The organism is Burkholderia paludis (assembly GCF_000732615.1).
Lineage (GTDB): Bacteria > Pseudomonadota > Gammaproteobacteria > Burkholderiales > Burkholderiaceae > Burkholderia > Burkholderia paludis.
In genome coordinates this window covers 202118-225759 of sequence record NZ_JPGL01000010.1, presented here as the reverse complement: position 1 = coordinate 225759, position 23642 = coordinate 202118, and the positions used below count along the sequence as shown (strand labels likewise).

Here is a 23642-nt window from a genome sequence, read left to right as displayed (position 1 = left end):
GGTGCGATGCGCAGCGATGCGACGTTTCTCAAGAGGATCGAACCATGAAGATCGTTTCCGGGCCCCTGAGCATGTTCGGTGCGAAGGTCGAGATTGCCGCGCACGAGAAGGGCATCGATTTCGAGCGGGTGATGGCGCCGTTCAGCCAGCTTCGCGGCTACGAGCCCAGGCATCCGGACGTGGTGCGCATCAATCCGAAGCGGCAGGTGCCGGTATTGATGGACGGCGATCTGGAGATATTCGACTCCACGCAGATCTTCGAATATCTCGAGGACCTGCAGCCCGATCCCGCGCTGTGGCCGGCGGGACCGGCGGCGCGCGCCGTGGCGCGCCAGCTCGAACATGGCAGCGACGAGGTCTATTTTCCGCACATCGTCCGGCTGATGGGCCTGGAACGGACGCCGGACGACCCGGCGGCGCAGGCCGCGCGCGCGGCAGCGGCGCAGTACTACCTGCGCATGGAGCAGGTGCTCGGGGAGCGTGCATTTCTGGCCGACACGTATTCCTACGCCGACATCGCGTTCTACATGGCGCAACTGTTCGGCGCGCGCAAGGGCGCGCCGATGACGGACGAGACGCCCCGCCTGCTCGCGTGGCGCGACCGGATGACGGCCCGGCCCGCCGTGTGGAAGGTCGCCGGCGCGATGGCCGGATATCTTGCGTCGATCGGGGAGGCGGTGCCCGGTTTTCTTCGTGCGCGTGGCTAGCCTCCGTGCGGACGCAATCCGACTTGCTCCTCTATTCGGACCCTTGACCTTGAAGTCGACTTCAAACTTAGAGTGCCTGCTGACGGCGGTGCATCAGCAGGCTTCGGGTGTTGCCTGCCACGGTCGATCATCGACGAGGGGCAACCAGCATGGACAGACGTTTCACTCAGGTCGAATTCGGGCCGCACAAGGTCGACGTGCCCGAGGGCGGGTACTACGACCGGTTCCGGATGAATCCGGACCTGAACGAGGTGGCGCGCGATCCCGCCGCGGGGAACATCGATTTTTTCCGCCGGATTCCGAAGCGCCAGGTCATGTCGCGGGTCGGTCCGACCTGGGCGCCGAACTTCTACTACCGCTCCAGCAGCATTCAGCTCCTGTTCCTGGCGCCGCTCGAACGGCTGCGGGCCACGCTGCCGGCGCCGCTCGAACCGCTGCGCGCGCTGCCCGGCCACGGGCTGGTCGCGCTGACCTTCTTTTCGTATTCCGTCTGCGACAACGATCCCTATGACGAAGTGTCGGTCGCGGTGGTCATCCGCCGGCCCGGCGCGACGGGGTCGCACGCGCTCGAGCTGATCGACTCGATGCGACGCCGGAGCTTCGTCGCGCACGTGCTGGCGCTGCCGGTCAGCACGGAAATCGCGCGGGTGCGCGGCGTCCACGGTTATCAGTTGCCCAAGTGGCTCGCCGATATCGACGTGAACCTCGGCGCGGTCGCCAGCGCCCGCATTGCGGGCCCGGGCGGCCGGCCGGACCTGAGCCTGAGCGTACCGCTGCCGGCGCTGACCGAGGCCGCGCCCCAGTCCCGCCTGGGCACGACGACGATGATCAATCGCATCGACGGCGAATGGCATCAGTCGACGGTGCAGACCAATACGCTCTCGTTCGCCCAGCGCCTGTTGCCGCGCAACGTCGAGCTGGTGCGGCACGGCGGCCCGCTGAGCCAGCTGCTCGACGGGCTCGGCGCATCCACCGTCCTGCGTCTCGACGTGGTGAAGGACGCGCAGCTGGTCCTGAACCTGCCGACTCCGCTGAAGGGATTCGATGAACCCGGAACGCCACGCTAACCCCGCGGATGTCTACGCCACGCCCGCGCCGAAGGAATCGTCCATGACCCAGCCGACCCACGATCTCGTCGTATTTGGCGCCACCAGCTTCGTCGGGCAGATCCTGGCCCGCTACCTGTCCGAGTACCTGTCGGGCGCCGGCGAGACGCTGCGCTGGGCCATCGCCGGCCGCTCCGAAGCGAAGCTCCGGCAGGTCAGGGAAACGCTGGGCGCGGCCGGACAGTCCGTGCCGATCGTCGTCGCCGACGCGGCCGATGACGCGCAGCTTCGCGCGCTCTGCGCGCAAACGCGGGTGGTCGTGTCCACCGTCGGCCCCTACGCGCTTTACGGCGAGCCGCTGGTCAGGATCTGCGCGGAAACCGGCACCGACTACTGCGACCTGACCGGCGAGACGCAGTGGATCAAACGGATGATCGAGAAGTACGAGCCGGCGGCCCGGCGATCCGGCGCGCGCATCGTCCATTGCTGCGGCTTCGATTCGGTGCCGTCGGACCTGGGCGTGTTCTTCCTGCAGCAACAGGCGCGGCGGCAGTGGGGCGCGCGGGCCGCGCAGGTGAAGATGCGCGTGAGGACGCTGAAGGGCGGCGCGTCGGGCGGCACGGTGGCGAGCGTGATCAACGTCGTTCGCGAAGCGGCGGCCGACCCGGCATTGCGCCGGGAACTGCTCGATCCTTATTCGCTGTGCCCGAAGGGGCACGGCTTCACGGTGCGCCAGCATGCGGTGCGGTCGGCGGAATTCGATCGCGACTGCGACGCGTGGATCGCGCCGTTCGTGATGGCGGCGATCAACGAGCGGGTGGTGCATCGTTCCAATGCGCTCGCGGACGATGCGTACGGCAGCCGCTTCAGCTACGACGAAGCGGTGATGACGGGCGCGGGCCTCAAGGGCCGCCTGACCGCGCTGGCGATGGTGGCCGGCCTCGGCGCGTTCATGGTGGGCGTCGTCATCGGGCCGGTGCGCGGCCTGATGGAGCGCTTCCTGTTGCCGAAGCCCGGCGAGGGGCCGAGTGTCGAGGCCCAGCAGGCCGGCCGCTACGATCTGCGCTTTTTCGGGCGCGCCGACGACGGACGGACCGTGCGCGTGAAAGTCACCGGCGATCGCGATCCGGGCTACGGCTCCACCGGCAAGATGCTCGGCCAGGCCGCGATCAGCCTCGCGCTGGATTGCGTCGCCGACGGCGTCAAGACCGGACGCGGCGGCGGCTTCTGGACGCCCGCGACGATGTTCGACGAACGGTACATCGAGCGTCTGGTTCGCCATGCGGGGCTGCGGTTCGAGGTCGTCTGAGCGCGCGTGCCGTTCGTCGTTCAAGGACGCTGCCGTCGCGCATCCCGCCCGCGAATGCGATGGACGAAGGCGACGGCGCCGCCTCCGCGCGTGACGAACGGGTGTCGCGCCGGACGGCCTGCTCCCGGGGCGGCGGCCGTCACGTCGCGTCGCATCACATCACGTCAAAGAAGCGCGACGACCTGTTCGGCGGTCGCCTTTGCGGATTGCGGATTCTGGCCGGTGACCAGGCGGCCGTCGACGACGACGTTCGACGTGAACGGCAGCAGCGCCTTCTCGTAGCGCGCACCGCGCTCCTGCATCTGCTGCTCGACGTTATAGGGCACCTTCTTCGCCACGCCGGCGAGGATTTCCTCCACCCACGAATAGCCGGTGATCCGGCGTCCGGCGACCAGCAGCGAGCCGTCCGACAGCTTCGTGTTCAGCAGCCCGCAGTAGCCGTGGCAGACCGACGACACGATGCCGCCGCGTTCGTAGATCTCGCGGGTGAGCCGCTGCAGGCCCGCGTCGTCCGGGTAGTCCCACATCACCGCGTGGCCGCCGGTGAAGTAGATCGCATCGAAATCGGCCGGATCGATCTCGTCGGGGCGCGCCGTGGTGGCGAGCAGCGTCGCGTTGGCCTGGTCGGCGCGCCACGCCTTCGCGGCGGCGTCGGCATGCGGCCATTTGAGCGAGCGCGGCTCCAGCGGCGACACGCCGCCCTTCGGGCTCACGAGCCGCTGCTCGTAGCCGTGCGCCGCGAAGATGTGATGGGCATGCGTCAGCTCGGACAGCCACAGGCCGGTCGGTTGCGACGGATCGGCGTAGTGCGCGACGTTGCTGACGACGTGAAGGATACGCTTGGTCATGATGCGGTTCCCGGTTGATCGGCCAAGGGCGGACGTCTGCGACGCGCCGCCGGATTGTCGGATGGCAGTACCCATACCCATGGCCTCGATACGCTGCCGAGGCAAACCATAACCTTCAAGTTAAATCGAAGGTCAAGCGTCTTTCGTGCGGGCCGTCGGCGCGTGCCCGTCGGGCAGCACGAGGCCGTCCAGCAGCGTCGCCAATGCATCCTCGATCGCATGATCGCCGACCTTCTCGCGCACCAGGCGCCCGTCGATCGCGAGCATCGTCAGGCCATGCAGGTGCGCCCAGCAGGCGGTCGCCTGGCCGAGCGCCGGACGCGGGCGGATCGTGCCGGCGCGCTGGCCGCACTCCAGGAGGTCGACCACCAGCAGGAACGGCGCCTGGACGCGCGGATCGAGGTGGATGTCCGAAGGCTCCCCGGCGTCAGCGGCAAACATCAGCCGGTAGAGGTCCGGGTTGCGCTGCCCGAACGCGAGATGGGCGTACGCGAGCGCCAGCAGCACCGCCGGCGCGTCCGCGGCCGGATCGACGGACGCGGCGAGTTCGTCGCGCAGGCGGTCGAAACCGATCAGCGCCAGTTCGTGAAGCAGCGCGGCCTTGTCCGGGAAATGCCGGTACGGCGCGGAGTGGCTGACGTTCGCCCGCCGCGCGATTTCACGCAGCGTGAACTGCCAGCCTTGTTGCTCCTGCAGCGTGTCGAGCGCCGTGTCGATGATTGCGCGACGCAGATCGCCGTGGTGATAAGCCTTGTGCCCGGTGTCCGCATCCGCGTTCGACGGCATCGTGCTTCTCCTATGTTGACAGGGAAAACATTGTGGGCCTATGATCCGCTGCATGCAAGTTGACAGTGTCTACATCAACGCTCTTTCGTGAGGTGCACCATGGCCGTTTCCGCGGAATCCCGCTCGAGCCTCGATCCGGCGGCGTTGCTGGCCCGCCAGCGCGACGCGTTTGTCGGCGAGGGGCCGCCGAGCCTGCAGCAGCGCAAGGCGCGGCTCGCGCGGCTGCGCGCCGTGGTGCTCGCATATCGCCGCGAAGTGGAGGAGGCGGTCAGCGCCGATTTCGGGCATCGCTCGCGACACGAGACGGCGATCATGGAACTGGTCGGCGTGATCCAGGCGATCGACTACCTGACGCGCAACCTGCGCCGCTTCATGAAGCCGCAGCGCCGGCATGTCGGCCTCCTCTATCGCGCCGGGCACGCCCATGTGGAATATCAGCCGCTGGGCGTCGTCGGCGTGATGGCGCCGTGGAACTACCCGTTCGCGCTGACCTTCATTCCGCTTGCCACCGCGCTGGCCGCGGGCAATCGCGCGATGCTCAAGCCCTCGGAGCTGACGCCGCGCACCAGCGAGGTGATGCGCCGGATGCTCGCGGAGACCTTCGCGAGCGAAGAAGTCGCGGTCGTGCTCGGCGGGCCGGAAATCGGCGCCGCGTTCAGCGGCCTGCCGTTCGATCATCTGCTGTTTACCGGCAGCACGCAGGTGGGCCGCAAGGTCATGAAGGCGGCCAGCGACAACCTGGTGCCGGTGACGCTCGAACTCGGCGGCAAGAGCCCGGCGATCGTCGCGAGGGGGCGCGTCGACGAGCGGTCGGTCTCCAGCATCGTGTTCGGCAAGCTGTCGAACGGCGGGCAGACCTGCGTGGCGCCCGACTACGCGCTGGTGCACGAGGACGACCTGGACGCGTTCGTCACGCAATACGATGCGGCCGTTGCGCGTTTCTACCCGGGCGGGCCGACCAGCCAGGACTACACGTCGATCGTCAGCGACCGGCATTTCGATCGATTGAAAGGGCTCGTCGACGAGGCGCGCAGCAAAGGCGCGCGCGTGATCGAGGCGGGCGTGAACCCGAAGCAGGCGGCCACCCGCAAGCGGACGCTCGCGCCCACGCTGATCGTCGGGGCCGGCGACGATACGGCCGTCATGCAGGAAGAGATCTTCGGGCCGATCCTGCCGGTGCGCACGTATCGCACGATCGACGAAGTCGTCGATTACGTGAATGCGCGCCCGCGGCCGCTTGCGCTGTATTACTTCGGCGCGCGGGACGGCGATTGCGAGACGTTGCTGGCGCGCACCACGTCGGGCAACGTCGGCATCAACAACACGCTGCTGCATGTCGCGCAGGAAGACCTGCCGTTCGGCGGTGTCGGCCCGAGCGGGATGGGCGCGTATCACGGCATCGAGGGGTTCCGCGCGATGAGCCATGCCAAGGGCGTGTTCGTGCAGGGGCGCTGGAACCTGCCGAGCCTGCTGCGCGCGCCGTTCGGCAAGCTCGCGGATCTCTCGCTGGCGGCGCTGCTCGGGCGCAGCCGGGAGCCGGTCGGCGCGCGGGCGGGCTTGAGCACGCGGCGCTGAGCCGGGCGGCCCGTCGGCCCGGCCGCGCCCGGCGGCGGCGCCAGCGCGGGCGTCCGGATCAGCGTCCGCCGCGCGCGATCGCGAGCGCGACGCCGAAGCCCACGAGCAGGCATCCGAAGGTGCGGTCGATCCAGTGGCGCAGCGACAGCAGGCGATCGCGGACGGCCGGCGCGGAGAAGCACAGGGCGACCAGGCTGAACCAGCCGGCGTGCGCCAGCGCGATGAACGCGCCATAGCCGAGCTGCACGATCAGCGGCGTGTCGGGTCGCACGGCCTGCATGAACAGGCTGACGATGAACACCGTGGTCTTGGGGTTCAGCGCATTGGTCAGGAAGCCGGTGCGCAGCGCGGCCAGGTCGGACAGCGGCGCGACCCGGGCGGCGGGTTGCCCGTCGGCGGCCTTCGTCATGAGCATCCTTGCGCCCAGGTAGACCAGGTAGACCGCGCCGATCAGCTTGACGGTATTGAAGAGCCACGGCGATTGCCGGATCAGCAGGCCCACGCCCAGCAGCGTGTAGCTCACGTGGACCGTGACGCCGAGCCCGATCCCGAGTGCCGTGAGCACGCCCGAGCGGCGCGACAGCATCAGGCTGTTGCGCGTGACCATCGCGAAGTCGGGGCCCGGGCTGATCACGGCCAGCAGCGTGATCGTGACTACAACTATCCATTCTGTCATCGTGTCGTCCTTTCGGTCGGTGTCGTCATGGCACAATCGTAGAGACCGTATCCGCCCGGGAAAAGCGATGATTTCTGACCAGAATGGTGAGCTGGATTCACCATCGATCCGTTCGCACCTGCCATCGCTGATGGCCTTGCGCTGCTTCGAGGCGGCGGCGCGTCACGAGCATTTCAGCCGGGCCGCCGACGAGCTGTGCGTGACGCACGGCGCGGTCAGCCGGGCGGTGCGACTGCTCGAGGACGATCTGGGCGTGGCGCTGTTCGAGCGGCGCAGCCGTCGCGTGTTTCTGACCGACGCGGGCCGCAAGCTGGCCCGGGCGGTGCATGACGGGCTGGGGCTGATGCGTCACGCGGCGGACGAATTGCGCGTCGAGGCTGCGCGGGCGCGGCGCTGGGTCCTGTCGTGCGAACCGACGCTGCTGATGCGCTGGCTGATTCCGCGCTGGCCGGATTTCCAGGCGCGGCATGCGGGCGTCGACATTCACCTGGCGGCCGGGGGCGGGCCGTTCTCGTTCGACGGCGGCATCGACATGGCGATTCGTCGCAGCGATTTTGCGTGGCCCGCCGGTTGTCACGCCGAGCCGCTGTTCGCCGAGCGGGTGGGGCCGGTCTGCCGGCCCGACAAGGCCGGTGCGTGGTTTGCCTCGCGTCGCGGCGATTGCACGTTGAAGCCCGATGTGCCGCTACTGCATACGCGGACCCGGCCGGGCGCATGGAAGGAATGGGCCGCGGCGGCGAATCGGCCGGCCGCGGGCGAGCGCGGGCAGCGGTTCGACCATTTCTATTTCAGCCTGCAGGCGGCGGTCGCGGGGCTCGGCGTCGCGATCGGCCCGTGGCATCTCGTTCGCGACGACATCGACAGCGGCGTGCTGGTCGCGCCGATGGGGTTCGTCGACGACGGCTCGCACTATTGCCTGCTGACGCCGGCGCCCATCGCGGACGGCACGGCGCAGGCGGATCTGCTTGCGTGGTTGAGGGCGGCGGCCTGACGAACACGGGGAGACCGGGGCGGCGCGGGCCGCCGTGAGCGCCGCGCAATCCGGGATCGCGTCGGGGTTGCTGAACACCGCGCGGCAGGTGGGCGGCGTGATGGGGGGGGCGCGTTGTTCGGCTTCTTCGTGCGGGCGCCCGGGGCGGCGTCGTTCATCGACGGGGTGGAGCGGGCGTTGCCCGTCTCGGCGCTGCTGCCGGTCGTCGGCGCCGTGACGGCCTGGCGGAACCCCGGGCAGGCGGCGCAGCGCGGGAAGCGGGCTCGCGCGGCGAGCCCGCTGCGTCAATGACCCACGCGATAGACGCGACCGCTATGCACCCCTTCCACGCTGCGGCGATAGGCCAACGCCACGCGCGCGGCCGGCACGCTCTCGCAGCCCGGAAAAAACGGACCGAACCGGTCCATCGATTCCGTCAGGACGGTCGGGCTCACGGCATTGATCCGGATGCCGCGCCGAAAATCGCACGCGGCGGCGCGCACGAAGCCTTCGATCCCGGCGTTCGACGTCGCGGCGTTGGCGCCTTGCGCAACCGGATCGTCGACCGCGATGCCCGAGGTCAGCGTGATCGATCCGCCGTCGGACAGGTAGTGCTGGCCGACCAGCGCGACGCGTACCTGACCCAGCAGCTTGTCCTGCAATCCCCGTTGGAATTCAGCCGTCGTCATCCTTTCGATCGGCGCCAGGATGACATTGCCCGCGGCGGCGACGATCGCGTCGACTCGCCCGATCTTTTCGAACAGCGCATGCACGCTCTCGTCATGGGCGATGTCGACCTGATGGTCGCCCGACGTGCGCCCGACGCGAATGACGGCATGGGTTCCGTCACGCGCCAGCTCATCCGCCACCGCACGGCCGACGTCTCCGCCGGCGCCGATTACAACGATCTTCATGGAACGGCTCCTTGTCGAATTCAGGTTGGAGCGGCCATTGTTCGTCGAATCGGCGCGCCGATAAATGTGCTCTAATTTTCGATACTACTAATCGCCGGTTCGCAATATGGACAAGCTGCGCTCAATGGAAACGTTCGTTGCCGTCGTGGAAGGCGGCAATTTCACCGAGGCGGCGCAGCGGCTCGGAATGTCGGCGGTCATGGTCGGCAAGTACGTGCGCGAACTGGAAGAGCGCCTCGGCGCGCGCATGCTCGAGCGCACCACGCGACGGCAGAGCCTGACGGATGCGGGGCGTGTCTTCTACGACGATGCGAAGCGCGCGCTTGAACACGTGCGACTGGCCGAGACCTCGGTCGAGCGGTTGCGCGCGTCGCCGTCCGGCACGTTGCGCATCAGCGCGCCGCTCACTTTCGGCTCGTGCGTCGTCGCGCCGCTGGCCGCCACGTTCCAGCAGATGTATCCGCTCGTGCGCATCGAGCTGGAGTTGAGCAATCGTGTCGTCGACCTGGTTGACGAAGGGTTCGACCTGGCCATCCGTATCGGTGCGCTCGGCGATGTCGACCTGATCGCGAAGCCGCTGGCCCCGTATCGCATGACGATCTGCGCATCGCCCGGCTACCTCGCGCGGCATGGCCGTCCCGAGACGCCGCAGGACCTGGGCGTGCATCATTGCCTGTCCCACTCGGTATGGAACGGACGTAACGGCTGGAAACTCGCGGGCTGGGACGGGCCGTCGGTGTCGACGGACCCGGTATTCACGTGCGACGACGGCAACGGCCTGCGCATGGCCGCCATCGCGGGCGCGGGATTGCTGCTGCAGCCGGAAGTCCTGGTGGCGCACGATCTGGCGAGCGGGGCGCTGGTGCCGGTGCTGCAAGCCTATCTGCCCGAGCCGCATCCGATCCATATCGTGTACCGGCACGACCGGCGGCCGCTGCCGAAGCTGACCCGCTTCGTCGCGCATCTGCTCGAGCATGCCGCCGAGCGGGACACGTCTCAGGAGGCGCTTTCCGGTTGAGCCTGCCGGGAAGCGGCGCGCTCGCGAGGCGATGCGCGTCGGGCGGCCGGGCGGCGCTTGCCGCCGGCGACGCTACGCGTCCGGCGCCGTGTGGCCCGGGATCGGGGCGGGGCCGGCCATCTCGGTGATCCATTGTTCGAATGCCATCACGGCATCGTCGTCGGCGCGTTCGGCGTTGATCACCAACTCGTAGTCCGGCGCGTGCCACACCGGCGCCGGTATCGGACAGACCAGGCGGCCCGCGGCCAGGTCGCGCCCGATCAGCGGCAGCGACGCGAGCGCGACACCCAGGCCCTCCATCGCACCGGCCAGTTGAAGATAGGTGTGTTCGACCTCGACGTCGCGCATCGGCCGAAGCTCGGAGGCGCCCGCCTCGCGGAGCCAGTGCGACCACGCCGTGCGTGTCGTGGCGGAGTGCAGCAGCGTGTGGTGACGCAGGTCTGCCGCTTCCCGGACGGGATGCCGGTGCAGCAGCGCCGGGCTGCAGGCCGGCAGCCGCACGTCGGCCATCAGGCGCCGCGAGATCACGCCGTCGCCTTCTTCCCGTCCGGCGCGCACGCCGATATCGAAAGCGTGACCGATATAGCGCAATTTGCGCGAGGTCGTGGACAGGCGCAGGTCGATCTCGGGATACCGGGCCTGGAAGTCGCCGAGCCGCGGCAACAGCCAGTTCAGCGCGAAGCTCGGCTGTACGTTCACGCGCACGATACCCGAGACCCGATGCGCGACGCCACGCCGGCGCAGCCGGCCCGCCGTCGCGGCGAGCCGCTCGAACGTGCTGCTCACGTCGTTGAGCAATGCGGCGCCTTCGTCGGTCAGGGCGACGCCGCGTGCGCGACGCTCGAACAGCGGCACCCCGAACCAGTCTTCCAGCAGCCGGATCTGCTTGCCGACAGCCCAGTGCGTGACGTGCAGGTCGGCCGCGGCGGCCGTCAGGCTGCCATGCCGCGCGACCGCTTCGAAATGGCGAAGCGCATTGAGCGGCGGCAGCTTTCCGTCATTGCCTTGCGGCTTCCTCGCGCGGTTCACGATGTGACTTTTTCTCTCATGTGAGGCGATATTAACTCATTTGATATGGGGAGCCGGCGACGATAGGATCGTCGTCGAAGGAATTGAAAAGAAACGGACATGTCGCGCCTCTTCGGCCGGAATGTCATTCGCCCGAGGGGCCATGCGCTGCGATTTATTCTCCCTGACGCCCGCATTACGATCGGCTCGCCGGGCCGGCATCGGCTCGGCACCCGACGCGTTGCTTCGCCGATGACGGGCTACCTGCTGGTTCTGTTCGTCGGCGTGGCGGCCGGTACGCTGAGCGGCATCGTCGGTACGGGTTCGTCGATGATGCTGATGCCGGTGCTCGTGATCTGCTTCGGGCCGCAGCGTGCGGTGCCGATCATGGCGATCGGCGCGGTGATGGGCAACCTCGGCAAGGTATGCGCGTGGCGACGCGAGATCGACTGGCGGGCGCTCGGCGCCTACTGCCTGACGGCCGTTCCCGGCGTCGCGCTGGGCGTTCGCACGTTGCTGGCGCTGCCTGCGCGCTTCGTCGACGTCGCGCTCGGCGTGTTCTTCATCGCGATGATTCCCGCGCGCCGCTGGCTTGCCCGCCGCTCCGCGCGGCTCAGCCTGTGGAACCTGGCGATGATCGGCGGCCCGGTGGGCTTCCTGACGGGAATCGTCGTGTCGACCGGCCCGATTACCGTGCCCGTCTTCACGTCCTATGGCCTGGAGCGGGGAGCGTTTCTTGCAACGGAAGCCGCCGGGGCCTTGGCCGTTTATGCGACCAAGATCGCGACGTTCCGGGAAGCCGGTGCGCTGCCGCTCGACGTGTGGACCAAAGGGCTGATAGTCGGGGCCGCGTTGATGGCGGGATCGTTCATCGCGAAACGATTCGTTGTCCGGATGAAGTCGTCGTCGTTCAGGCTCCTGGTCGACGGGTTGATGTTCGTGTCGGGCACTTCGTTGCTGTGGGCGTCGGTGGCGAAATAGGCCGGTTGCAAGGTCGCCTAGCGACTTGGCTGCGTGACTTCCCCGGGCCGTTTCAATGCGCGTTACCGAATGACGATCTGCGCGTCGCCTGACTATATCGGCCAACGCGGGCTGCCGCGCGCGCCGCAGGATCTGGTCGAACAAGAATGTCTCGGGTCCGGGCGCGGCAGCAAGACGTCGACTTTGACGGCGAAGGGCGGGTCAGCACAGTGCCGGTCCGTCCGCATATCAAGGTGAATAACGGGCAGACGCTTCGTGTCTGCCGCCGCGAACGGCCTCGGAGTCATCCTGCAGTCCCAATCATTTCTGGCCGATGATGTCGCCGCCGGACGCCTCGTGCGATTGTTTCCGGAGCATGAGTTGCCCGGCCGCCCGATGTATCTCGTTGATCTGCTTAACCGGCGCAAGTCGTTCAGATTGCAGAGCTTCATCGATTTCGCGATCGATCCGTTCACGGCTTGGTCGTTCGCGCATTGTTGCCCGACCGGGATTGCCGGATAAACCGTACTGAATGTGTTTCATACGGAACCGCTTCAATACCGGACGGACGATCGACGCGCATGGCGAACATCGTTTCGAGCCGGCCTTCAATGAGCGTGATTCCGCTTTCCCGGGTTGGCCTGTCGAATCAAAAGCCAGGCCACGATCGACAATAGAATCGTCGCGGGTTGTGCGGCGTCGCGCGATCGCCGAATAGCCGGTATCTCGACGAATGCGAGCGCTTCAAGATATTGCCGATTCGGCGCACGGACAGGATTGCCGGAGACAATGCAAACCGTCACGTCGATTTCGGCGCGCAACGCCGATACCGCGATTCGGCCGCCATCGGGACAATTGCCGGGAAGCCATAGTTGCCTGAAGCCGCCACGCATTCGGCGTTCCGCTCTGTTTCGCTTTCCGACATTCGTGTTCGGCGATGCCCGCCGCTGCCGCCGCGAAACAAGTCTGCCGTATTGGCAGTCACTGGACTACAGTGAACCTTTCCCGCCGCATTGAAATCCGCTTCCTTTCCCCGAAAGCCGACGACGAGATCAAGCCATGACACTTCAAACCGGTAACCTGTTCGCCGCGGAAGGCCCGCGCGGCGACGACGAACGAATCGACCTCCTCGTTACGGGGCCGCGTTTGAACGTCGAGAGAATCGTGTCGATGGGGCATGCGAGCCCCGACGGGTTCTGGTACGACGACTCGCGCGCCGAATGGGTCGTCTTGCTGTCGGGCGCGGCCGTGCTCGAATTCGAAGCGGGCCCGGCGCGTCATGAAATGCGCCCCGGCGACTACGTATTGATCGAGCCGCATTGCCGCCATCGCGTCGCGTGGACGCAAGAAGAAACGCAAACCGTGTGGCTTGCGATTTATTACGAACGTTAAAACAGGAAATATCGGAGGGTTTGCGATCCGGCACGCAGCATGCGACTCCGTGCCGGATTGCGCAAGTTTTCACCATGCCGGAGCGGTCTTTGAATACCGCCGGCCTCGATGCCCATATTGCCGGACGGCGCGCCGAATCGCGCGCCGGTATGCGCCGGGAATCTTATTCCTGGATCAGGAATCGATTGCGATTCTTCGCGTCCTTGATCCATGCGGGTGCGCGACCACGACCCGACCAGGTTGCCCCGGTCTTCGGATCGCGATACTTTGCCTGCACGGGTGCAGCCGCCTGTTTGGCCGGTCGACCTCGACGCGTGCCGAAAATGTCCTTTTCGGTGATGCCGAATTCCACGACCTTGGTGCGGATGTCATCGAGGATTGCCTGGAATTCCGCGGCACGCGCCACTTCGGCTTTTTCCGCCAAAGCTTCCATTTGGGCTTTCAGTTCCTTGTAAGTCGCCATATATCGCTCTTCAGGTTGAAGTACACACATGATAGCGGTTTCAATGCGAAATTATGAGGAAATTCTCACTGATTCGGCGTTTTGTCATCGATACAACATTGCAGGACTGCTTCGAACACCTGAGAAGTGTGTCTCGCCGGCGTACATCCAGGGGTTTGTTTACATATGAAGCACACGTGCGAATGCCCGACATCGCGTGTGGGGAAAGAAATGAGGCGAGCCCTTTCGTCTTGTGGCAAGTGACGAACGAAATCGCCGTGCAGCGCGATTTCGGGTATTCCCGTGACATGTTTTTAAATGCGGGGTTGCCGCGAGAGCGACCGCGCTCCGCGTGACGCTTCTTGCGCGCGCCCGTTCTCGCGGTAACGCGGGCGTGCTCGATATGTAAACAGTCGCTGGAGGATTACCCGGAAATATTGAATGGCAACGATGCATCGCTTCGACCGTTCCAGGCCGATCCTCTTTCCGGCGACAAGCCGCGGCGATTTAATTATTCTTTGCATTTTTCAGAGGTATCGGGGAATTCACTAATGAACAGAGACGACAGATTGACCCGGATCGCGGCCGGGTTCGGATTCGACCCGGACGAGGAAATCAGGATCGGCGGAAAGTACACGCCCGTTCTGGTCGACGGCAGGACGGCCTACATTGCCGGCCAGATTCCGCGAATCGGCGAAGTCGTGCACTTCGTTGGCGTCGTGGGGGAATCCGTTTCGCTCGACGAGGCTCGCCGCGCGGCCGGCATATCGGCGCTGCGTGCGCTGGCGCTGATCCGCAGGCAGTGCGGCACGCTCGATGCGATCGCGACGGTGCCGCGCATGACCGTGTACGTGCGCAGCGCGCCGGGCTTCACGATGCAGAGCGAAGTGGCCGACGGCGCATCCGACGTGCTGTATGCGGTGCTCGGCGACGCGGGCGTCCATACGCGTTCGTCGGTCGGCGTGCTGCAATTGCCGAAAGGCGCATCGGTGGAAGCCGACTTCATTTTCGGGTTGAACCGCGACGACGCTTCCCGCTGATGTCGCTCGGGGCCGGCGGCGATGCGGCAATGCGTCAGCGGGTTTTCCGTGCGCGTGCGGCTTCGGGCGTCATGCCGGTCCATTCGTTGAATGCGCGGAAGAACGAATTCGGATCCTGATAGCCGAGCAGGAACGCGATCTGGTTGCACGGCAGGTCGGAGCGGTCGAGGTAGTGCCATGCGAGTTTTTCGCGCACTTCCGCGAGGATCGCCTTGAAGCTGGCGCCCTCGTCGCCGAGCCGCCGCTGCAGCGTGCGCCGGCTGATCGCCAGCATGCCCGCGACATCGTCCACGGTGGCGATGCCGCCGGGAATCAGTTCGAGCAGCGCGGCCCGCACGCGCTCGGCGATGCCCGCTTCGGCCGACAGCAGGTCGAGGCGGCGGCGCAGGTCGGGTTCGAAAATCTGCCACATCGCGTCGTTCGCGGTGACGAACGGAAGCCGCACATCCTGCAGCGACAGACTCACGGACGGCGCGTCGCCGTATTGCGGCGTCACGCCGAAAAACTGCGCGTAGCCGGGATCGGGCCTGAGGTCGCGCGGCAGCGTGACGGCGCGTGCCGGCAGGCGGGTGCGGGTGGCGAGGCGCGCGACCCTGACGAAGAAGCCGAGCTCGATCGCGAGCAGCGAGCCGGGCGGCGGCACGCCCTGCTCGAGGAACTGGACGGTCAGCGTGAGAAGGTCGGCCTCGCGCGCGACGTGCAGGCGGATCGGGCCGATCAGCGGCTTGAACTGGACGATGCGCCGTATCGCGACCTCGAGATTCGGGCTGCACATCGCCGCGAAGATCGACGGATTGAAGGTCTCGGTCGTCACGAGATCGAGCACGCGCAGCGCGACGGCGGGCTCGTCGACCATCTCCTCGATCGCTTGCCACATGCGGAAATACTCGCGGGTGGTCAGCCCGCTTTCCGGCCGCGTGAACAGGTCGGCGGGCAACTGCGAGCGCCGCAGCACTTCGTCGACGCGCAGGCCGAGATCGACGATCACGATCCGCCAGCCCGGTGAAATCGCGAAGCGGTTCATTTTCGCAGTTGCCCGGTCTCGACCAGTTGCTGAAAGAACTCGTTCATCGATTCGGCGAGCGGGCGGTAGCGCATGCCGAGTTCGTCGCGGCTGCGGCGATTGTCGGCGTGCCACGGATATCCGACGTTGCGGGCGATCACGCGCCGCGTCAGGTCCTTGTTCGCCAGCGGGCCGACCAGCCATACGAGCCATTTGGGCAGGACGCGCCGTGGAATCGGGTAGTCGGCGCCGTACCGTTCGAGCAGCGTGGCCGCCATGCCGTGCAGGCTCGTGTCGTGGCCCGACACGATGTAGCGGCCGTTCGCGTCCGGCAGGAACGCGGCGCGCAGGTGGGCGTCGGCCACGTCGCGGACATCGACCGCGCCGATGCCGAGATCGGGGACGCCGGTCTTCATCGTGCCGTTGCCCATCTGCCGCACGATCTCGAAGCTTTCCGACGTGGCGTACGGGTTGATGCCGGGCCCGATCACCAGCGACGGATTGACGGTGACGAGCTTCCAGCGTTGCTGCGCGCCGGCGATTTTCCACGCTTCGCGCTCGGCGACGGTCTTCGAATACGAATACGGCTGGTGGGTCAGCGACGAACTCGTGTTCCAGATCGCCTCGGTAAACACCTCGTCGGGCGTGGCGGCGAGATCGGCATTGTCGCCGTAGATCGCCGCGCAACTGCTGGTCTGCACGACGCGCCGTACCGACGGCGTGCGGTTGGCCGTTTCGAGCACGTTGCGCGTGCCGAGCAGCGCCGGATCGACCAGCTCCTTCTGCGGATCGCGGACGCTGACCGTGAACGGCGACGCGGTGTGGAACACGGTCCCGCAGCCCGCCATCGCGTCCGCGTACGATCCGGATTCGAGCAGGTCGGCGCGGAAATAGCGGATCGTGCCGGGCTGGCCGGCCGCGATGCGCTGGAGATGCTGCAGCTTGTCCGGGCTGCCGGGATCGCGGACGGCCGCATGAACCGTCAGGCCGGCTTCGAGAAGTCGTTGCACGAGCCAGCCCGCCACGTACCCGGTGGCGCCGGTCACCATGACGGGGAGGTCGGTATCGATATTCATGGTCGTTGATTCCGTGGCGAATGGGATGAGCCATGATGCCGCCTTTCGCGTGCCACTTCACTCGCGAAGCGCGCCAATCGACATGCAGGGCGCGCCACGCGGCGCGACGCCGGACCGGCGGAAAGCTTGCAATACTGAAAGAAAATGCCGTTGCCGAAGGGCTTCGGCGCATGGCTCGACGAAGGCGATTCCCGCGCGCTGTAATTTCCGGAAATCGCCGGGTGGCCGGGGTTGACCGGCATCCTCATTTTTGGGGATGCCGGAGCCGGACGCTGCGCCTACGATTGACAACGGGGCACCCGGAACCGGATGCCGCCAAGCCTTGTCGTTCCGCGTTGGCGGTCGCGACGAGCGCACGCGCAGTTGATTGACACAGCCGTTGCGTACGATGCCGCGCAACGTGTGCAGTGAGCCGTCTGCATCGCGCCGCGCGACGGCGCGTCCGCGACGGATGCCTGATGGCGTATTTCGGGGAATCTCAATCGATATGCTGGCGCGAGACTATGTGGAACGGGAGATCTCTCACATACAGAGAATGGTGGCGCTCCTGGAAAGCGAGACGTTCGCCGACGCCGTGTCGATGTCGGGCGCGGGGCGCGTCAGGCATCCGAGTTACTGGCGCGGACGGATCGAGGCGCTGCTGTCGGCGCCCGACGTGCCGAGCCACGTCAGGCGGCTCAGCGAAGCCGTGCTCGCGAAGATCGACGAGATGGAGTTGCGGTTCGCCACGATGAAGTAAGCGCACCGTCGGCTCGGGCGCCGGCACGCGCGTCGTCGCGTGGCCGCGCGACCGCGTGCCGGCTGGCCGGTCGCTTACCCTGCCGACATCACGTCGAGCAGCGCCGCGCGAAACGCGGCCATCTCCGCCGCCGTGCCGATCGACACGCGAAGATAGTCCGGCGGGCCGGATTCGCGAATCAGGACGCCGTGACGCAGCAGCCCGTTCCATATCCGGTGGCGATCCGCGAACTTGCCGAACATCACGAAGTTCGCATCGGAATCGGCTGCCGTGAGGCCCAGGCCGCGCAGCCAGCCGACCGTCGAATCGCGCTCGGCCTTGATCGCGTCGACCTGCGACAGCATTTCGTCGCGCGCGACCAGTGCCGCGCAGGCCGCTGCCTGGGTCAATGCGGACAGGTGATAGGGCAGTCGAACCAGCTTCAACGCCGCCACGATCGCAGGCGCGCATGCGCAATAGCCGACGCGTCCGCCCGCGAACTTGAACGCCTTGCTCAGCGTGCGGGTGACGATGAGCCGCGGATGATCCGGCAGCAGCGTCACCGCGCTGCGCACACCCTGGCGGCGGAATTCCGCATAGGCCTCGTCGACGACGACCACGCCCGGCGCGGCGTCGAGTATCGCCCGGATGGTGTCGAGCGCGAGCGCGGTCCCGGTCGGATTGTTCGGCGACGTCAGCAGGACCACGCTCGGCCGGTGCGTCCGGATGCTGTCGATCGCCTGGTCGAGGTCCAGCGCGAAATCCTCGGTACGCGGCAGCGTATGCAGGCGCGTGAAGGTCGTGCGGCAGTATTCGTCATACATCGGATACGCGGGCGTGAAGGCCAGCGCCGCGCGCCCCGGGCCGCCGAACGCCTGCAGGATCTGCTGGATCACTTCGTTCGAGCCGTTGGCCGACCAGACCCGCGACGCGTCGATGGCGACGCCCGTGTCGTGCGTCAGGTAGGCGGCCAGATGCGCGCGCAGTTCGGCGAAGTCGCGGTCCGGATAGCGGTTCGCGTCGCGCGCGGCGTCGGCCACCGCGTTGGCGATGCGCTCGACGAGCGCCGGCGACGGCGGATAGGGATTCTCGTTGACGTTCAGGCGCACCGGCACGTCGAGCTGCGGCGCCCCGTACGCGTGCAGCGACCGGAGGTCCTCCCTGAGCGGCAGGTCCGGCAGGGCGATGTCTGTCCAGGCTTGTTGCATTGAAAACACTCCATCCGTTGTCGATTGATCGGCGCGGCAGGTTTCTCGGGCGGCAAAAAACAAAAAAGGCGCCGGAGGCGCCTTGGGTATCGTCCTGATCGGGCATGAACCCGATGCGGTTGCTAGATGCGAGACGAGCCACGGCGCAATGGAGGGCGTCCGTGGTGATGGTGCAGCGAGGTCGTGGCGTGTCGCATCTTCATGCGCCGCATCATGGCATATGGCGACCCGGATGAAAAGCCGGTCGCGATCGCGTCATCCTGCCCGAGCAAGCCATTCCATCTGACGAGAAGCGGTAACAAACGTGGTATTTCGGACAAACGCACGCGGGCGATTTTTGACCGTCGTTGCCGATTGGCTAAGATGCGCGGAAGACGTTCGACAAAGACGCACGGCGCGGGGTGGCCAGATGCAACTGAACGGATTGATTCCATCGGCGTGGATCGATGACGTCTACGCGGCGGCGCTGGGCGACCAGCGATGGGAAGCGGTGCTGGACGGGCTGCGGTCGACGGTCGGCGTGCGCATGGTCACGCTGCTGTCGTTCGACGATGCGGCGAGGGTGCCGGCGATCGAGCAGGCGGCGGGCGACGACGCCTCGTGGGTCGCCGCGTGTTACCACACCTACAACACCGAGTTCTACCGGTACGACCCGGTGGTGCCGGTCGCCGGCAACTGGCCGGCCGGCCGCTGGTTCGAGGACATCCGGCACCTGTCCGCGCAGCAGCGCACGCACGGTGCGTTCTACCAGGAATTCCTCCATCCGTACGGGCTCGGCAGCATCTCGGGCCTGTACATCCATCGCGACGCAGGCGCGGGCGCCTTCCTCAGCGTCCAGAGCGGCCCCGAATCGCAAGGCCTGTCCGACGAGCAGCGCCGCACGATCGAAACCATGGGCGTGCACATCAGCCGCGCGCTGCAGATCCAGGCGCGGATCGGGGCGCTCGAGGCGCGCGTGGCCGCCGCGGAATCGACGCTCGATGCGATTCCGGTGCCGGTCTTCCTGCTCGGCGCGCAACGCGAGCTGCGCTACACCAATCGCGCGGCCGACCAGCTGATCGCGGCGGAGCCGGCGCTGCGGATCGTGAACGGGCGGTTCGTGCCTGACGGCTGCGCCGACGACGCGCAATGGCGTCATGCAATCGCCTGCGGCGGGCTGCTGTTGCGGCGCGTGACCGGCGAGCCGCTGCCGCTGGCGCTGATGCCGGTGCCCGGGCAGTCGCGCCTGATGCGCGAGCGGCCCGGCGCGGCGACGCTGATGACGGCCGCCGACCTGCGCGCACCGTCGGCCCGCGCGCAGCGGCTGCGGGTGTTCTACGGGCTCTCGTCGGCCGAAGCCGAGCTCGCGGTGCTGCTCTGCTGCGACGGGCTGTCGCCGCAGGAATGCGCCGGGTTGCGCGGCGTGTCGATCGGCACGATCCGCACGCAGATCAAGTCGATCTACGCGAAGACGGAAGTGGCGCGCGCGGCGCAACTGACATCGCTGGTCATGCAGGCGTGACGGCGCGGCAGGCGCCGTCGCCTGCCCGGAATCTCCGTCGTCCCGTTTCCTTCGCATCGGGCAGGGCGCTTGTGCGTCACATGACGCCGAGTGCTGCCCTGTGTGATCGGACATCCTATGACAAATGCAAGCGAAGCGAAAGATAAATTTTCGCTGCCGATGCCTGCGGTCGCGCGGTCGTCGCGCGTGGAGAGGAACCCGGTTCAGGAAAACGTTTCGCAGAAATTCCCCAAAACAGAGAATGCGATTCCCCGGACAATCCAGAAAACGCTGCATGACAGTAGTTCTACGGGTATGCACCAAGTGAGTTAAACGATTAACCGACGTACATTCGCGTCAACACGTCATACGACGTATGACTCTGCGGTCGGCGAGCACGGCGCCGAAGCACGCGCCGGCCGGCGGATCGCCGCGCAATAACGAGTACAACCATCAAGGAGACTGACGATGAAGCACCGATTCACCCGCTCCCGTACCGCACTGGCCGTCGCGCTGCTGGCCGGCTTCGCGACGTCCGCCCATGCGCGCGTGTTCCGCTCGGCGGACGTGCACGGCGACAACTTCCCGACCAACATGGCCGTGAAGTACATGGGCGACGAACTGTCGAAGCAGACGGGCGGCAAGGATTCGATCAAGGTGTTCGGCAACAGCGCGCTCGGCTCCGAGAAGGACACGGTCGACCAGGTGCGGATCGGCGCGATCGACATGGCGCGCGTGAACGGTGCGTCGTTCAACGAGATCGTGCCGGAATCGCTGATCCCGTCGTTCCCGTTCCTGTTCCGCGACGTCGATCATTTCCGCAAGGCGATGTACGGCCCGGCCGGCCAGAAGATCCTCGACGCGTTTACCGCGAAGGGAATGATCGCGCTGACGTTCTACGAGAGCGGCGCGCGCTCGATCTACGCGAAGCGTCCGGTGCGCTCGCCGGCCGACATGAAGGGGCTGAAGGTGCGCGTGCAGCCGTCCGACCTGATGGTCGACGAGATCAAGGCGATGGGCGGCACGCCGACGCCGATGCCGTTCGCCGAGGTGTACACGGGCCTGAAGACGGGCCTCGTCGACGCGGCCGAGAACAACATGCCGTCGTACGAGGAAACCAAGCACTACGAGGTCGCGCCCGACTACTCGGAAACCCAGCATGCGATGACGCCGGAAGTGCTGGTGTTCTCGAAGAAGGTCTGGGACACGCTGTCGCCGCAGGAGCAGGCGGCGATCCGGAAGGCGGCGGCCGATTCGGTGCCGTACTACCAGAAGCTGTGGACCGCGCGCGAGGCGTCCGCGCAGCAGACGGTGACCAAGGGCGGCGCGAAGATCGTGCCGGCCGGGCAGATCGATCGCGCGGCGTTCGTGAAGGCGATGCAGCCGCTGTGGACCAAGTATGAAAAGACGCCGCAGATGAAGCAGATCGTCGACGAGATTGAGGCGACCAAGTGACGCGACGCACTTCCCTGAACAGCGCGGCGGCCGCGGGTGCGCAGGCCGCCGCCCCGGATGGCGCGGCGCCGGCCCGGCCGCACACGGCGCCGCTGCTGCGCTGCGTGAACGACGTGCTGTTCCGCGTGCTGGCCGTGATCGCGTCGGCGTGCCTCGCGGTGCTGACGGTGCTGGTGTTCTACGCGGTCGTGATGCGCTACGTGTTCGAGAACGCGCCGGATTTCGTGGAGCCGATCGCGCTGCTGCTCGTGATCGTGATCGCGATGTTCGGCGCGGCGATGAAGGTGCGCGACGGCGGCCACATCGGCCTCGACTCGCTCGTGCGCCGGCTGCCGCCGAGGTCGCGCACCGCGGTCGTCGCGGTCCAGCACCTGAGCCTGATCGCGTTCGCGATCATGATCATGGCCGGCTGCGGCAGCATGGCCGCCGAGACGATGGGCGACCGCATTCCGATCATCGGGCTGCCCGAGGGCGTGCGCTACCTGATCGCGATGCCGGCGGCGATCGCGATCATCCTCTTCTCGCTCGAGCACCTGCTCGCGCTCCGTCGTCCTTCGTCGAGACAATAACGCCATGGAACTCGCGATCCTGTCCGTCAGTTTTCTGATTTTCCTCGTGCTCGGCGTACCCGTATCGTTCGCGCTCGGGATAGCGTGCGTGCTGACCTATATGGTCGAAGGCCTGCCGATCGCGACCGCGATGCAGGCGATGGTCTCGGGGATGAATGCATTCTCGTTCCTCGCGGTGCCGTTCTTCATCTTCTCCGGCGAACTGATGCTGCACGGCGGCATCGCCGACCGGATCCTGCGCTTCGCGCAGGCGACCGTCGGCCATTTCCGCGGCGGCCTCGGGATGGCGAACGTCGTCGCCTGCACGCTGTTCGGCGGCGTGTCGGGCTCGCCGACCGCCGATACGTCGGCAATGGGCGGCGTGGTGATCCCGCTGATGAAGCGCGAAGGCTACAGCGCCGCATACGCGGTCAACGTGACGACGCACGCGTCGCTGGCCGGCGCGCTGATGCCCACCTCCACCAACATGATCATCTACGCGTTCGCCGCGCAGGGGATCACGGGGATGCTGCACGGCCAGCCGGTGAGCGGCGTGTCGATCGGCGACCTGCTGTTCTCGGGGCTGCTGCCGGTGCTGTGGGTGATGGGCTTCGTGCTCGCCGCCGCATACTGGCAGGCCGTGCGTCACGGCTATCCGCGCCGCGCGGACGGCTCGTCCGCGCTGCCCGCGTTTCCCGGCTGGTATGCGGTGCTGCGCAGCTTCGTCGGCGCGGTGCCGGGGCTGATGGTGATCGCGATCATCCTGGTGTGCGTCGCGAAGGGGATCGCGACCGCGACGGAAGCGGCCGCGATCGCCGTCGTGTACTCGCTCGTGCTGACCGCGCTCGTCTACCGGACGCTGACGGTCGAGAAGCTGCGCCGCGCGCTGTCGCATGCGGCGCGTACGACCGGGGTCGTGCTGCTGCTGATCGCGGTGTCCAACATGCTGCGCTTCCAGATGTCGTACCTGGAGATTCCGGATGCGATCGAAGGGCTGCTGAAGCAGTCGACCGCCGCGCCCTGGCTGATGCTGCTGTACATCAACATCATCCAGGTGTTCCTCGGCACGTTCGTCGACATGGCCGCGCACATCCTGATCACGACGCCGCTGTTCCTGCCGATCGCGATGGCGTGCGGCGTCGGGCCCGTGCAGTTCGGGATCATGCTGCTGCTGAACTGCTCGCTCGGCCTCGTGCATCCGCCGATCGGGTCGGTGCAGTTCGTCGGCTGCGCGATCGGCAACGTGTCGATCGGCGAGACCACGAAGATGGCGTGGCCGTACTATCTCGCGATCTTCAGTGCGATCAACATCGTCACCTACCTGCCGTTCTTCTCCACCTGGCTGCCGAGCCTCATCAGCGGGCACGCGGTGTTCTGAGCGAACGCCCGTTTCGCCTGACCGCGGCGCCGGACGACCTGGGTTGTCCGGCGCCGCGGTCGTTTTGGCGTGCCCGATCGGGAGG

The 23642-nt window shown here is 66.9% G+C and carries 26 protein-coding genes; 16 read left to right on the top strand and 10 right to left on the bottom strand.

Annotation, left to right across the window (positions count from 1 at the left end; all coding sequences use genetic code 11):
• The first annotated feature begins 44 nt into the window (after nt 1-44).
• The 3 genes from GQ56_RS0107175 (at nt 45) to GQ56_RS0107165 (ending at nt 3062) form a co-directional block, all read left to right on the top strand.
• Entirely contained in the window at nt 45-707 is a 663-nt protein-coding gene (locus tag GQ56_RS0107175) for a glutathione S-transferase family protein (RefSeq protein ID WP_031398001.1), read from the top strand.
• 149 nt (nt 708-856) lie between these two features.
• Nucleotides 857-1774 carry an acetoacetate decarboxylase family protein gene (locus GQ56_RS0107170; RefSeq protein ID WP_031398000.1) on the top strand — a complete coding sequence of 306 codons (918 nt, stop codon included), beginning with the start codon at nt 857-859 and terminating at the stop codon, nt 1772-1774.
• Nucleotides 1775-1817: 43 nt separating this feature from the next.
• Nucleotides 1818-3062 (top strand): saccharopine dehydrogenase family protein, encoded by a 1245-nt coding sequence (locus tag GQ56_RS0107165; RefSeq protein ID WP_031397999.1) that lies wholly within the window; start codon nt 1818-1820, stop codon nt 3060-3062.
• 164 nt (nt 3063-3226) lie between these two features.
• Here GQ56_RS0107165 and GQ56_RS0107160 read toward each other — a convergent pair whose 3' ends face one another.
• On the bottom strand, nt 3227-3910 hold the full coding sequence (locus tag GQ56_RS0107160; RefSeq protein ID WP_031397998.1) for a type 1 glutamine amidotransferase domain-containing protein: 684 nt from the start codon (nt 3908-3910) through the stop codon (nt 3227-3229).
• A gap of 132 nt (nt 3911-4042) precedes the next feature.
• Entirely contained in the window at nt 4043-4696 is a 654-nt protein-coding gene (locus GQ56_RS0107155; RefSeq protein WP_034199723.1) for a TetR/AcrR family transcriptional regulator, read from the bottom strand.
• 99 nt (nt 4697-4795) lie between these two features.
• On the opposite strand from GQ56_RS0107155, the gene GQ56_RS0107150 reads away from it, so the two are divergent.
• Nucleotides 4796-6271: a coniferyl aldehyde dehydrogenase gene (locus GQ56_RS0107150; protein ID WP_031397996.1), complete on the top strand. Its 1476-nt coding sequence runs from the start codon at nt 4796-4798 to the stop codon at nt 6269-6271.
• A gap of 58 nt (nt 6272-6329) precedes the next feature.
• Here GQ56_RS0107150 and GQ56_RS0107145 read toward each other — a convergent pair whose 3' ends face one another.
• Nucleotides 6330-6947, bottom strand: coding sequence for a LysE family translocator (locus GQ56_RS0107145; protein WP_031397995.1), 618 nt, complete (start codon nt 6945-6947; stop codon nt 6330-6332).
• A 67-nt stretch (nt 6948-7014) separates the two neighbouring features.
• Between GQ56_RS0107145 and GQ56_RS0107140 the strand changes: the two genes are divergently transcribed.
• Nucleotides 7015-7938, top strand: coding sequence for a LysR family transcriptional regulator (locus GQ56_RS0107140; RefSeq protein ID WP_031397994.1), 924 nt, complete (start codon nt 7015-7017; stop codon nt 7936-7938).
• A 114-nt stretch (nt 7939-8052) separates the two neighbouring features.
• A complete protein-coding gene (locus tag GQ56_RS45530) occupies nt 8053-8229 on the top strand; it encodes a hypothetical protein (RefSeq protein ID WP_160257563.1) in 177 nt (58 codons plus the stop codon).
• On the opposite strand, the gene GQ56_RS0107130 is transcribed toward GQ56_RS45530, so the two are convergent.
• The gene (locus GQ56_RS0107130) at nt 8223-8831 is read right to left on the bottom strand and encodes a short chain dehydrogenase (protein WP_031397993.1); all 609 of its coding nucleotides are present in this window, start codon (nt 8829-8831) and stop codon (nt 8223-8225) included. The genes GQ56_RS45530 and GQ56_RS0107130 overlap by 7 nt on opposite strands.
• Nucleotides 8832-8937: 106 nt before the next feature.
• On the opposite strand from GQ56_RS0107130, the gene GQ56_RS0107125 reads away from it, so the two are divergent.
• Nucleotides 8938-9849, top strand: coding sequence for a LysR family transcriptional regulator (locus tag GQ56_RS0107125; protein WP_031397992.1), 912 nt, complete (start codon nt 8938-8940; stop codon nt 9847-9849).
• A gap of 72 nt (nt 9850-9921) precedes the next feature.
• Here the strand turns inward: GQ56_RS0107125 and GQ56_RS0107120 are convergent, their stop codons facing one another.
• Nucleotides 9922-10878 carry a LysR substrate-binding domain-containing protein gene (locus tag GQ56_RS0107120; protein WP_031397991.1) on the bottom strand — a complete coding sequence of 319 codons (957 nt, stop codon included), beginning with the start codon at nt 10876-10878 and terminating at the stop codon, nt 9922-9924.
• 231 nt (nt 10879-11109) lie between these two features.
• On the opposite strand from GQ56_RS0107120, the gene GQ56_RS0107115 reads away from it, so the two are divergent.
• Nucleotides 11110-11838, top strand: a complete 729-nt coding sequence (locus GQ56_RS0107115; RefSeq protein ID WP_031397990.1) for a sulfite exporter TauE/SafE family protein — start codon at nt 11110-11112, stop codon at nt 11836-11838.
• 255 nt (nt 11839-12093) lie between these two features.
• On the top strand, nt 12094-12339 hold the full coding sequence (locus GQ56_RS47190; RefSeq protein ID WP_052007206.1) for a LysR substrate-binding domain-containing protein: 246 nt from the start codon (nt 12094-12096) through the stop codon (nt 12337-12339).
• An 86-nt stretch (nt 12340-12425) separates the two neighbouring features.
• On the opposite strand, the gene GQ56_RS44035 is transcribed toward GQ56_RS47190, so the two are convergent.
• Entirely contained in the window at nt 12426-12710 is a 285-nt protein-coding gene (locus GQ56_RS44035; protein WP_152601669.1) for a hypothetical protein, read from the bottom strand.
• A gap of 166 nt (nt 12711-12876) precedes the next feature.
• Between GQ56_RS44035 and GQ56_RS0107105 the strand changes: the two genes are divergently transcribed.
• A complete protein-coding gene (locus GQ56_RS0107105) occupies nt 12877-13209 on the top strand; it encodes a cupin domain-containing protein (RefSeq protein ID WP_031397989.1) in 333 nt (110 codons plus the stop codon).
• 163 nt (nt 13210-13372) lie between these two features.
• Here GQ56_RS0107105 and GQ56_RS0107100 read toward each other — a convergent pair whose 3' ends face one another.
• Nucleotides 13373-13672 (bottom strand): H-NS histone family protein, encoded by a 300-nt coding sequence (locus GQ56_RS0107100; protein ID WP_031397988.1) that lies wholly within the window; start codon nt 13670-13672, stop codon nt 13373-13375.
• A 530-nt stretch (nt 13673-14202) separates the two neighbouring features.
• On the opposite strand from GQ56_RS0107100, the gene GQ56_RS0107095 reads away from it, so the two are divergent.
• The gene (locus GQ56_RS0107095; protein ID WP_031397987.1) at nt 14203-14691 is read left to right on the top strand and encodes a RidA family protein; all 489 of its coding nucleotides are present in this window, start codon (nt 14203-14205) and stop codon (nt 14689-14691) included.
• Between the two features lie 34 nt (nt 14692-14725).
• On the opposite strand, the gene GQ56_RS0107090 is transcribed toward GQ56_RS0107095, so the two are convergent.
• Nucleotides 14726-15715 carry an AraC family transcriptional regulator gene (locus tag GQ56_RS0107090; RefSeq protein ID WP_031397986.1) on the bottom strand — a complete coding sequence of 330 codons (990 nt, stop codon included), beginning with the start codon at nt 15713-15715 and terminating at the stop codon, nt 14726-14728.
• Nucleotides 15712-16770, bottom strand: a complete 1059-nt coding sequence (locus GQ56_RS0107085; RefSeq protein WP_031397985.1) for an NAD-dependent epimerase/dehydratase family protein — start codon at nt 16768-16770, stop codon at nt 15712-15714. The genes GQ56_RS0107090 and GQ56_RS0107085 overlap by 4 nt, the downstream gene beginning before the upstream one ends.
• A gap of 487 nt (nt 16771-17257) precedes the next feature.
• On the opposite strand from GQ56_RS0107085, the gene GQ56_RS0107080 reads away from it, so the two are divergent.
• Nucleotides 17258-17509, top strand: a complete 252-nt coding sequence (locus GQ56_RS0107080; protein WP_031397984.1) for a hypothetical protein — start codon at nt 17258-17260, stop codon at nt 17507-17509.
• A gap of 74 nt (nt 17510-17583) precedes the next feature.
• On the opposite strand, the gene GQ56_RS0107075 is transcribed toward GQ56_RS0107080, so the two are convergent.
• The gene (locus GQ56_RS0107075) at nt 17584-18696 is read right to left on the bottom strand and encodes a histidinol-phosphate transaminase (RefSeq protein WP_031397983.1); all 1113 of its coding nucleotides are present in this window, start codon (nt 18694-18696) and stop codon (nt 17584-17586) included.
• A gap of 409 nt (nt 18697-19105) precedes the next feature.
• Here GQ56_RS0107075 and GQ56_RS0107070 point away from each other — a divergent pair, with 409 nt between their 5' ends.
• The 4 genes from GQ56_RS0107070 (at nt 19106) to GQ56_RS0107055 (ending at nt 23557) form a co-directional block, all read left to right on the top strand.
• Nucleotides 19106-20197 carry a helix-turn-helix transcriptional regulator gene (locus GQ56_RS0107070; RefSeq protein ID WP_031397982.1) on the top strand — a complete coding sequence of 364 codons (1092 nt, stop codon included), beginning with the start codon at nt 19106-19108 and terminating at the stop codon, nt 20195-20197.
• A gap of 447 nt (nt 20198-20644) precedes the next feature.
• Complete coding sequence (locus GQ56_RS0107065) at nt 20645-21631, top strand: TRAP transporter substrate-binding protein (protein ID WP_031397981.1); 987 nt, start codon at nt 20645-20647, stop codon at nt 21629-21631.
• Nucleotides 21628-22200 carry a TRAP transporter small permease gene (locus GQ56_RS0107060; RefSeq protein ID WP_031397980.1) on the top strand — a complete coding sequence of 191 codons (573 nt, stop codon included), beginning with the start codon at nt 21628-21630 and terminating at the stop codon, nt 22198-22200. The genes GQ56_RS0107065 and GQ56_RS0107060 overlap by 4 nt, the downstream gene beginning before the upstream one ends.
• A 4-nt stretch (nt 22201-22204) precedes the next feature.
• The gene (locus tag GQ56_RS0107055; protein ID WP_031397979.1) at nt 22205-23557 is read left to right on the top strand and encodes a TRAP transporter large permease; all 1353 of its coding nucleotides are present in this window, start codon (nt 22205-22207) and stop codon (nt 23555-23557) included.
• The last annotated feature ends 85 nt before the right edge of the window (nt 23558-23642 follow it).

What these genes read in the sequence shown, in the direction of transcription:
- GQ56_RS0107070 (WP_031397982.1), top strand. Translation starts at nt 19,106, where the DNA reads ATGCAACTGAACGGATTGATTCCATCGGCGTGGATCGATGACGTCTAC.
- GQ56_RS0107155 (WP_034199723.1), bottom strand. Translation starts at nt 4,696, where the DNA reads ATGCCGTCGAACGCGGATGCGGACACCGGGCACAAGGCTTATCACCAC.
- GQ56_RS0107170 (WP_031398000.1), top strand. Translation starts at nt 857, where the DNA reads ATGGACAGACGTTTCACTCAGGTCGAATTCGGGCCGCACAAGGTCGAC.
- GQ56_RS0107055 (WP_031397979.1), top strand. Translation starts at nt 22,205, where the DNA reads ATGGAACTCGCGATCCTGTCCGTCAGTTTTCTGATTTTCCTCGTGCTC.
- GQ56_RS0107150 (WP_031397996.1), top strand. Translation starts at nt 4,796, where the DNA reads ATGGCCGTTTCCGCGGAATCCCGCTCGAGCCTCGATCCGGCGGCGTTG.
- GQ56_RS0107145 (WP_031397995.1), bottom strand. Translation starts at nt 6,947, where the DNA reads ATGACAGAATGGATAGTTGTAGTCACGATCACGCTGCTGGCCGTGATC.
- GQ56_RS0107125 (WP_031397992.1), top strand. Translation starts at nt 8,938, where the DNA reads ATGGACAAGCTGCGCTCAATGGAAACGTTCGTTGCCGTCGTGGAAGGC.
- GQ56_RS0107095 (WP_031397987.1), top strand. Translation starts at nt 14,203, where the DNA reads ATGAACAGAGACGACAGATTGACCCGGATCGCGGCCGGGTTCGGATTC.
- GQ56_RS0107075 (WP_031397983.1), bottom strand. Translation starts at nt 18,696, where the DNA reads ATGCAACAAGCCTGGACAGACATCGCCCTGCCGGACCTGCCGCTCAGG.
- GQ56_RS0107160 (WP_031397998.1), bottom strand. Translation starts at nt 3,910, where the DNA reads ATGACCAAGCGTATCCTTCACGTCGTCAGCAACGTCGCGCACTACGCC.
- GQ56_RS44035 (WP_152601669.1), bottom strand. Translation starts at nt 12,710, where the DNA reads ATGCGTGGCGGCTTCAGGCAACTATGGCTTCCCGGCAATTGTCCCGAT.
- GQ56_RS0107115 (WP_031397990.1), top strand. Translation starts at nt 11,110, where the DNA reads ATGACGGGCTACCTGCTGGTTCTGTTCGTCGGCGTGGCGGCCGGTACG.
- GQ56_RS0107080 (WP_031397984.1), top strand. Translation starts at nt 17,258, where the DNA reads ATGCTGGCGCGAGACTATGTGGAACGGGAGATCTCTCACATACAGAGA.
- GQ56_RS0107100 (WP_031397988.1), bottom strand. Translation starts at nt 13,672, where the DNA reads ATGGCGACTTACAAGGAACTGAAAGCCCAAATGGAAGCTTTGGCGGAA.
- GQ56_RS0107165 (WP_031397999.1), top strand. Translation starts at nt 1,818, where the DNA reads ATGACCCAGCCGACCCACGATCTCGTCGTATTTGGCGCCACCAGCTTC.
- GQ56_RS0107175 (WP_031398001.1), top strand. Translation starts at nt 45, where the DNA reads ATGAAGATCGTTTCCGGGCCCCTGAGCATGTTCGGTGCGAAGGTCGAG.
- GQ56_RS0107085 (WP_031397985.1), bottom strand. Translation starts at nt 16,770, where the DNA reads ATGAATATCGATACCGACCTCCCCGTCATGGTGACCGGCGCCACCGGG.
- GQ56_RS0107130 (WP_031397993.1), bottom strand. Translation starts at nt 8,831, where the DNA reads ATGAAGATCGTTGTAATCGGCGCCGGCGGAGACGTCGGCCGTGCGGTG.
- GQ56_RS0107140 (WP_031397994.1), top strand. Translation starts at nt 7,015, where the DNA reads ATGATTTCTGACCAGAATGGTGAGCTGGATTCACCATCGATCCGTTCG.
- GQ56_RS0107105 (WP_031397989.1), top strand. Translation starts at nt 12,877, where the DNA reads ATGACACTTCAAACCGGTAACCTGTTCGCCGCGGAAGGCCCGCGCGGC.
- GQ56_RS0107065 (WP_031397981.1), top strand. Translation starts at nt 20,645, where the DNA reads ATGAAGCACCGATTCACCCGCTCCCGTACCGCACTGGCCGTCGCGCTG.
- GQ56_RS0107090 (WP_031397986.1), bottom strand. Translation starts at nt 15,715, where the DNA reads ATGAACCGCTTCGCGATTTCACCGGGCTGGCGGATCGTGATCGTCGAT.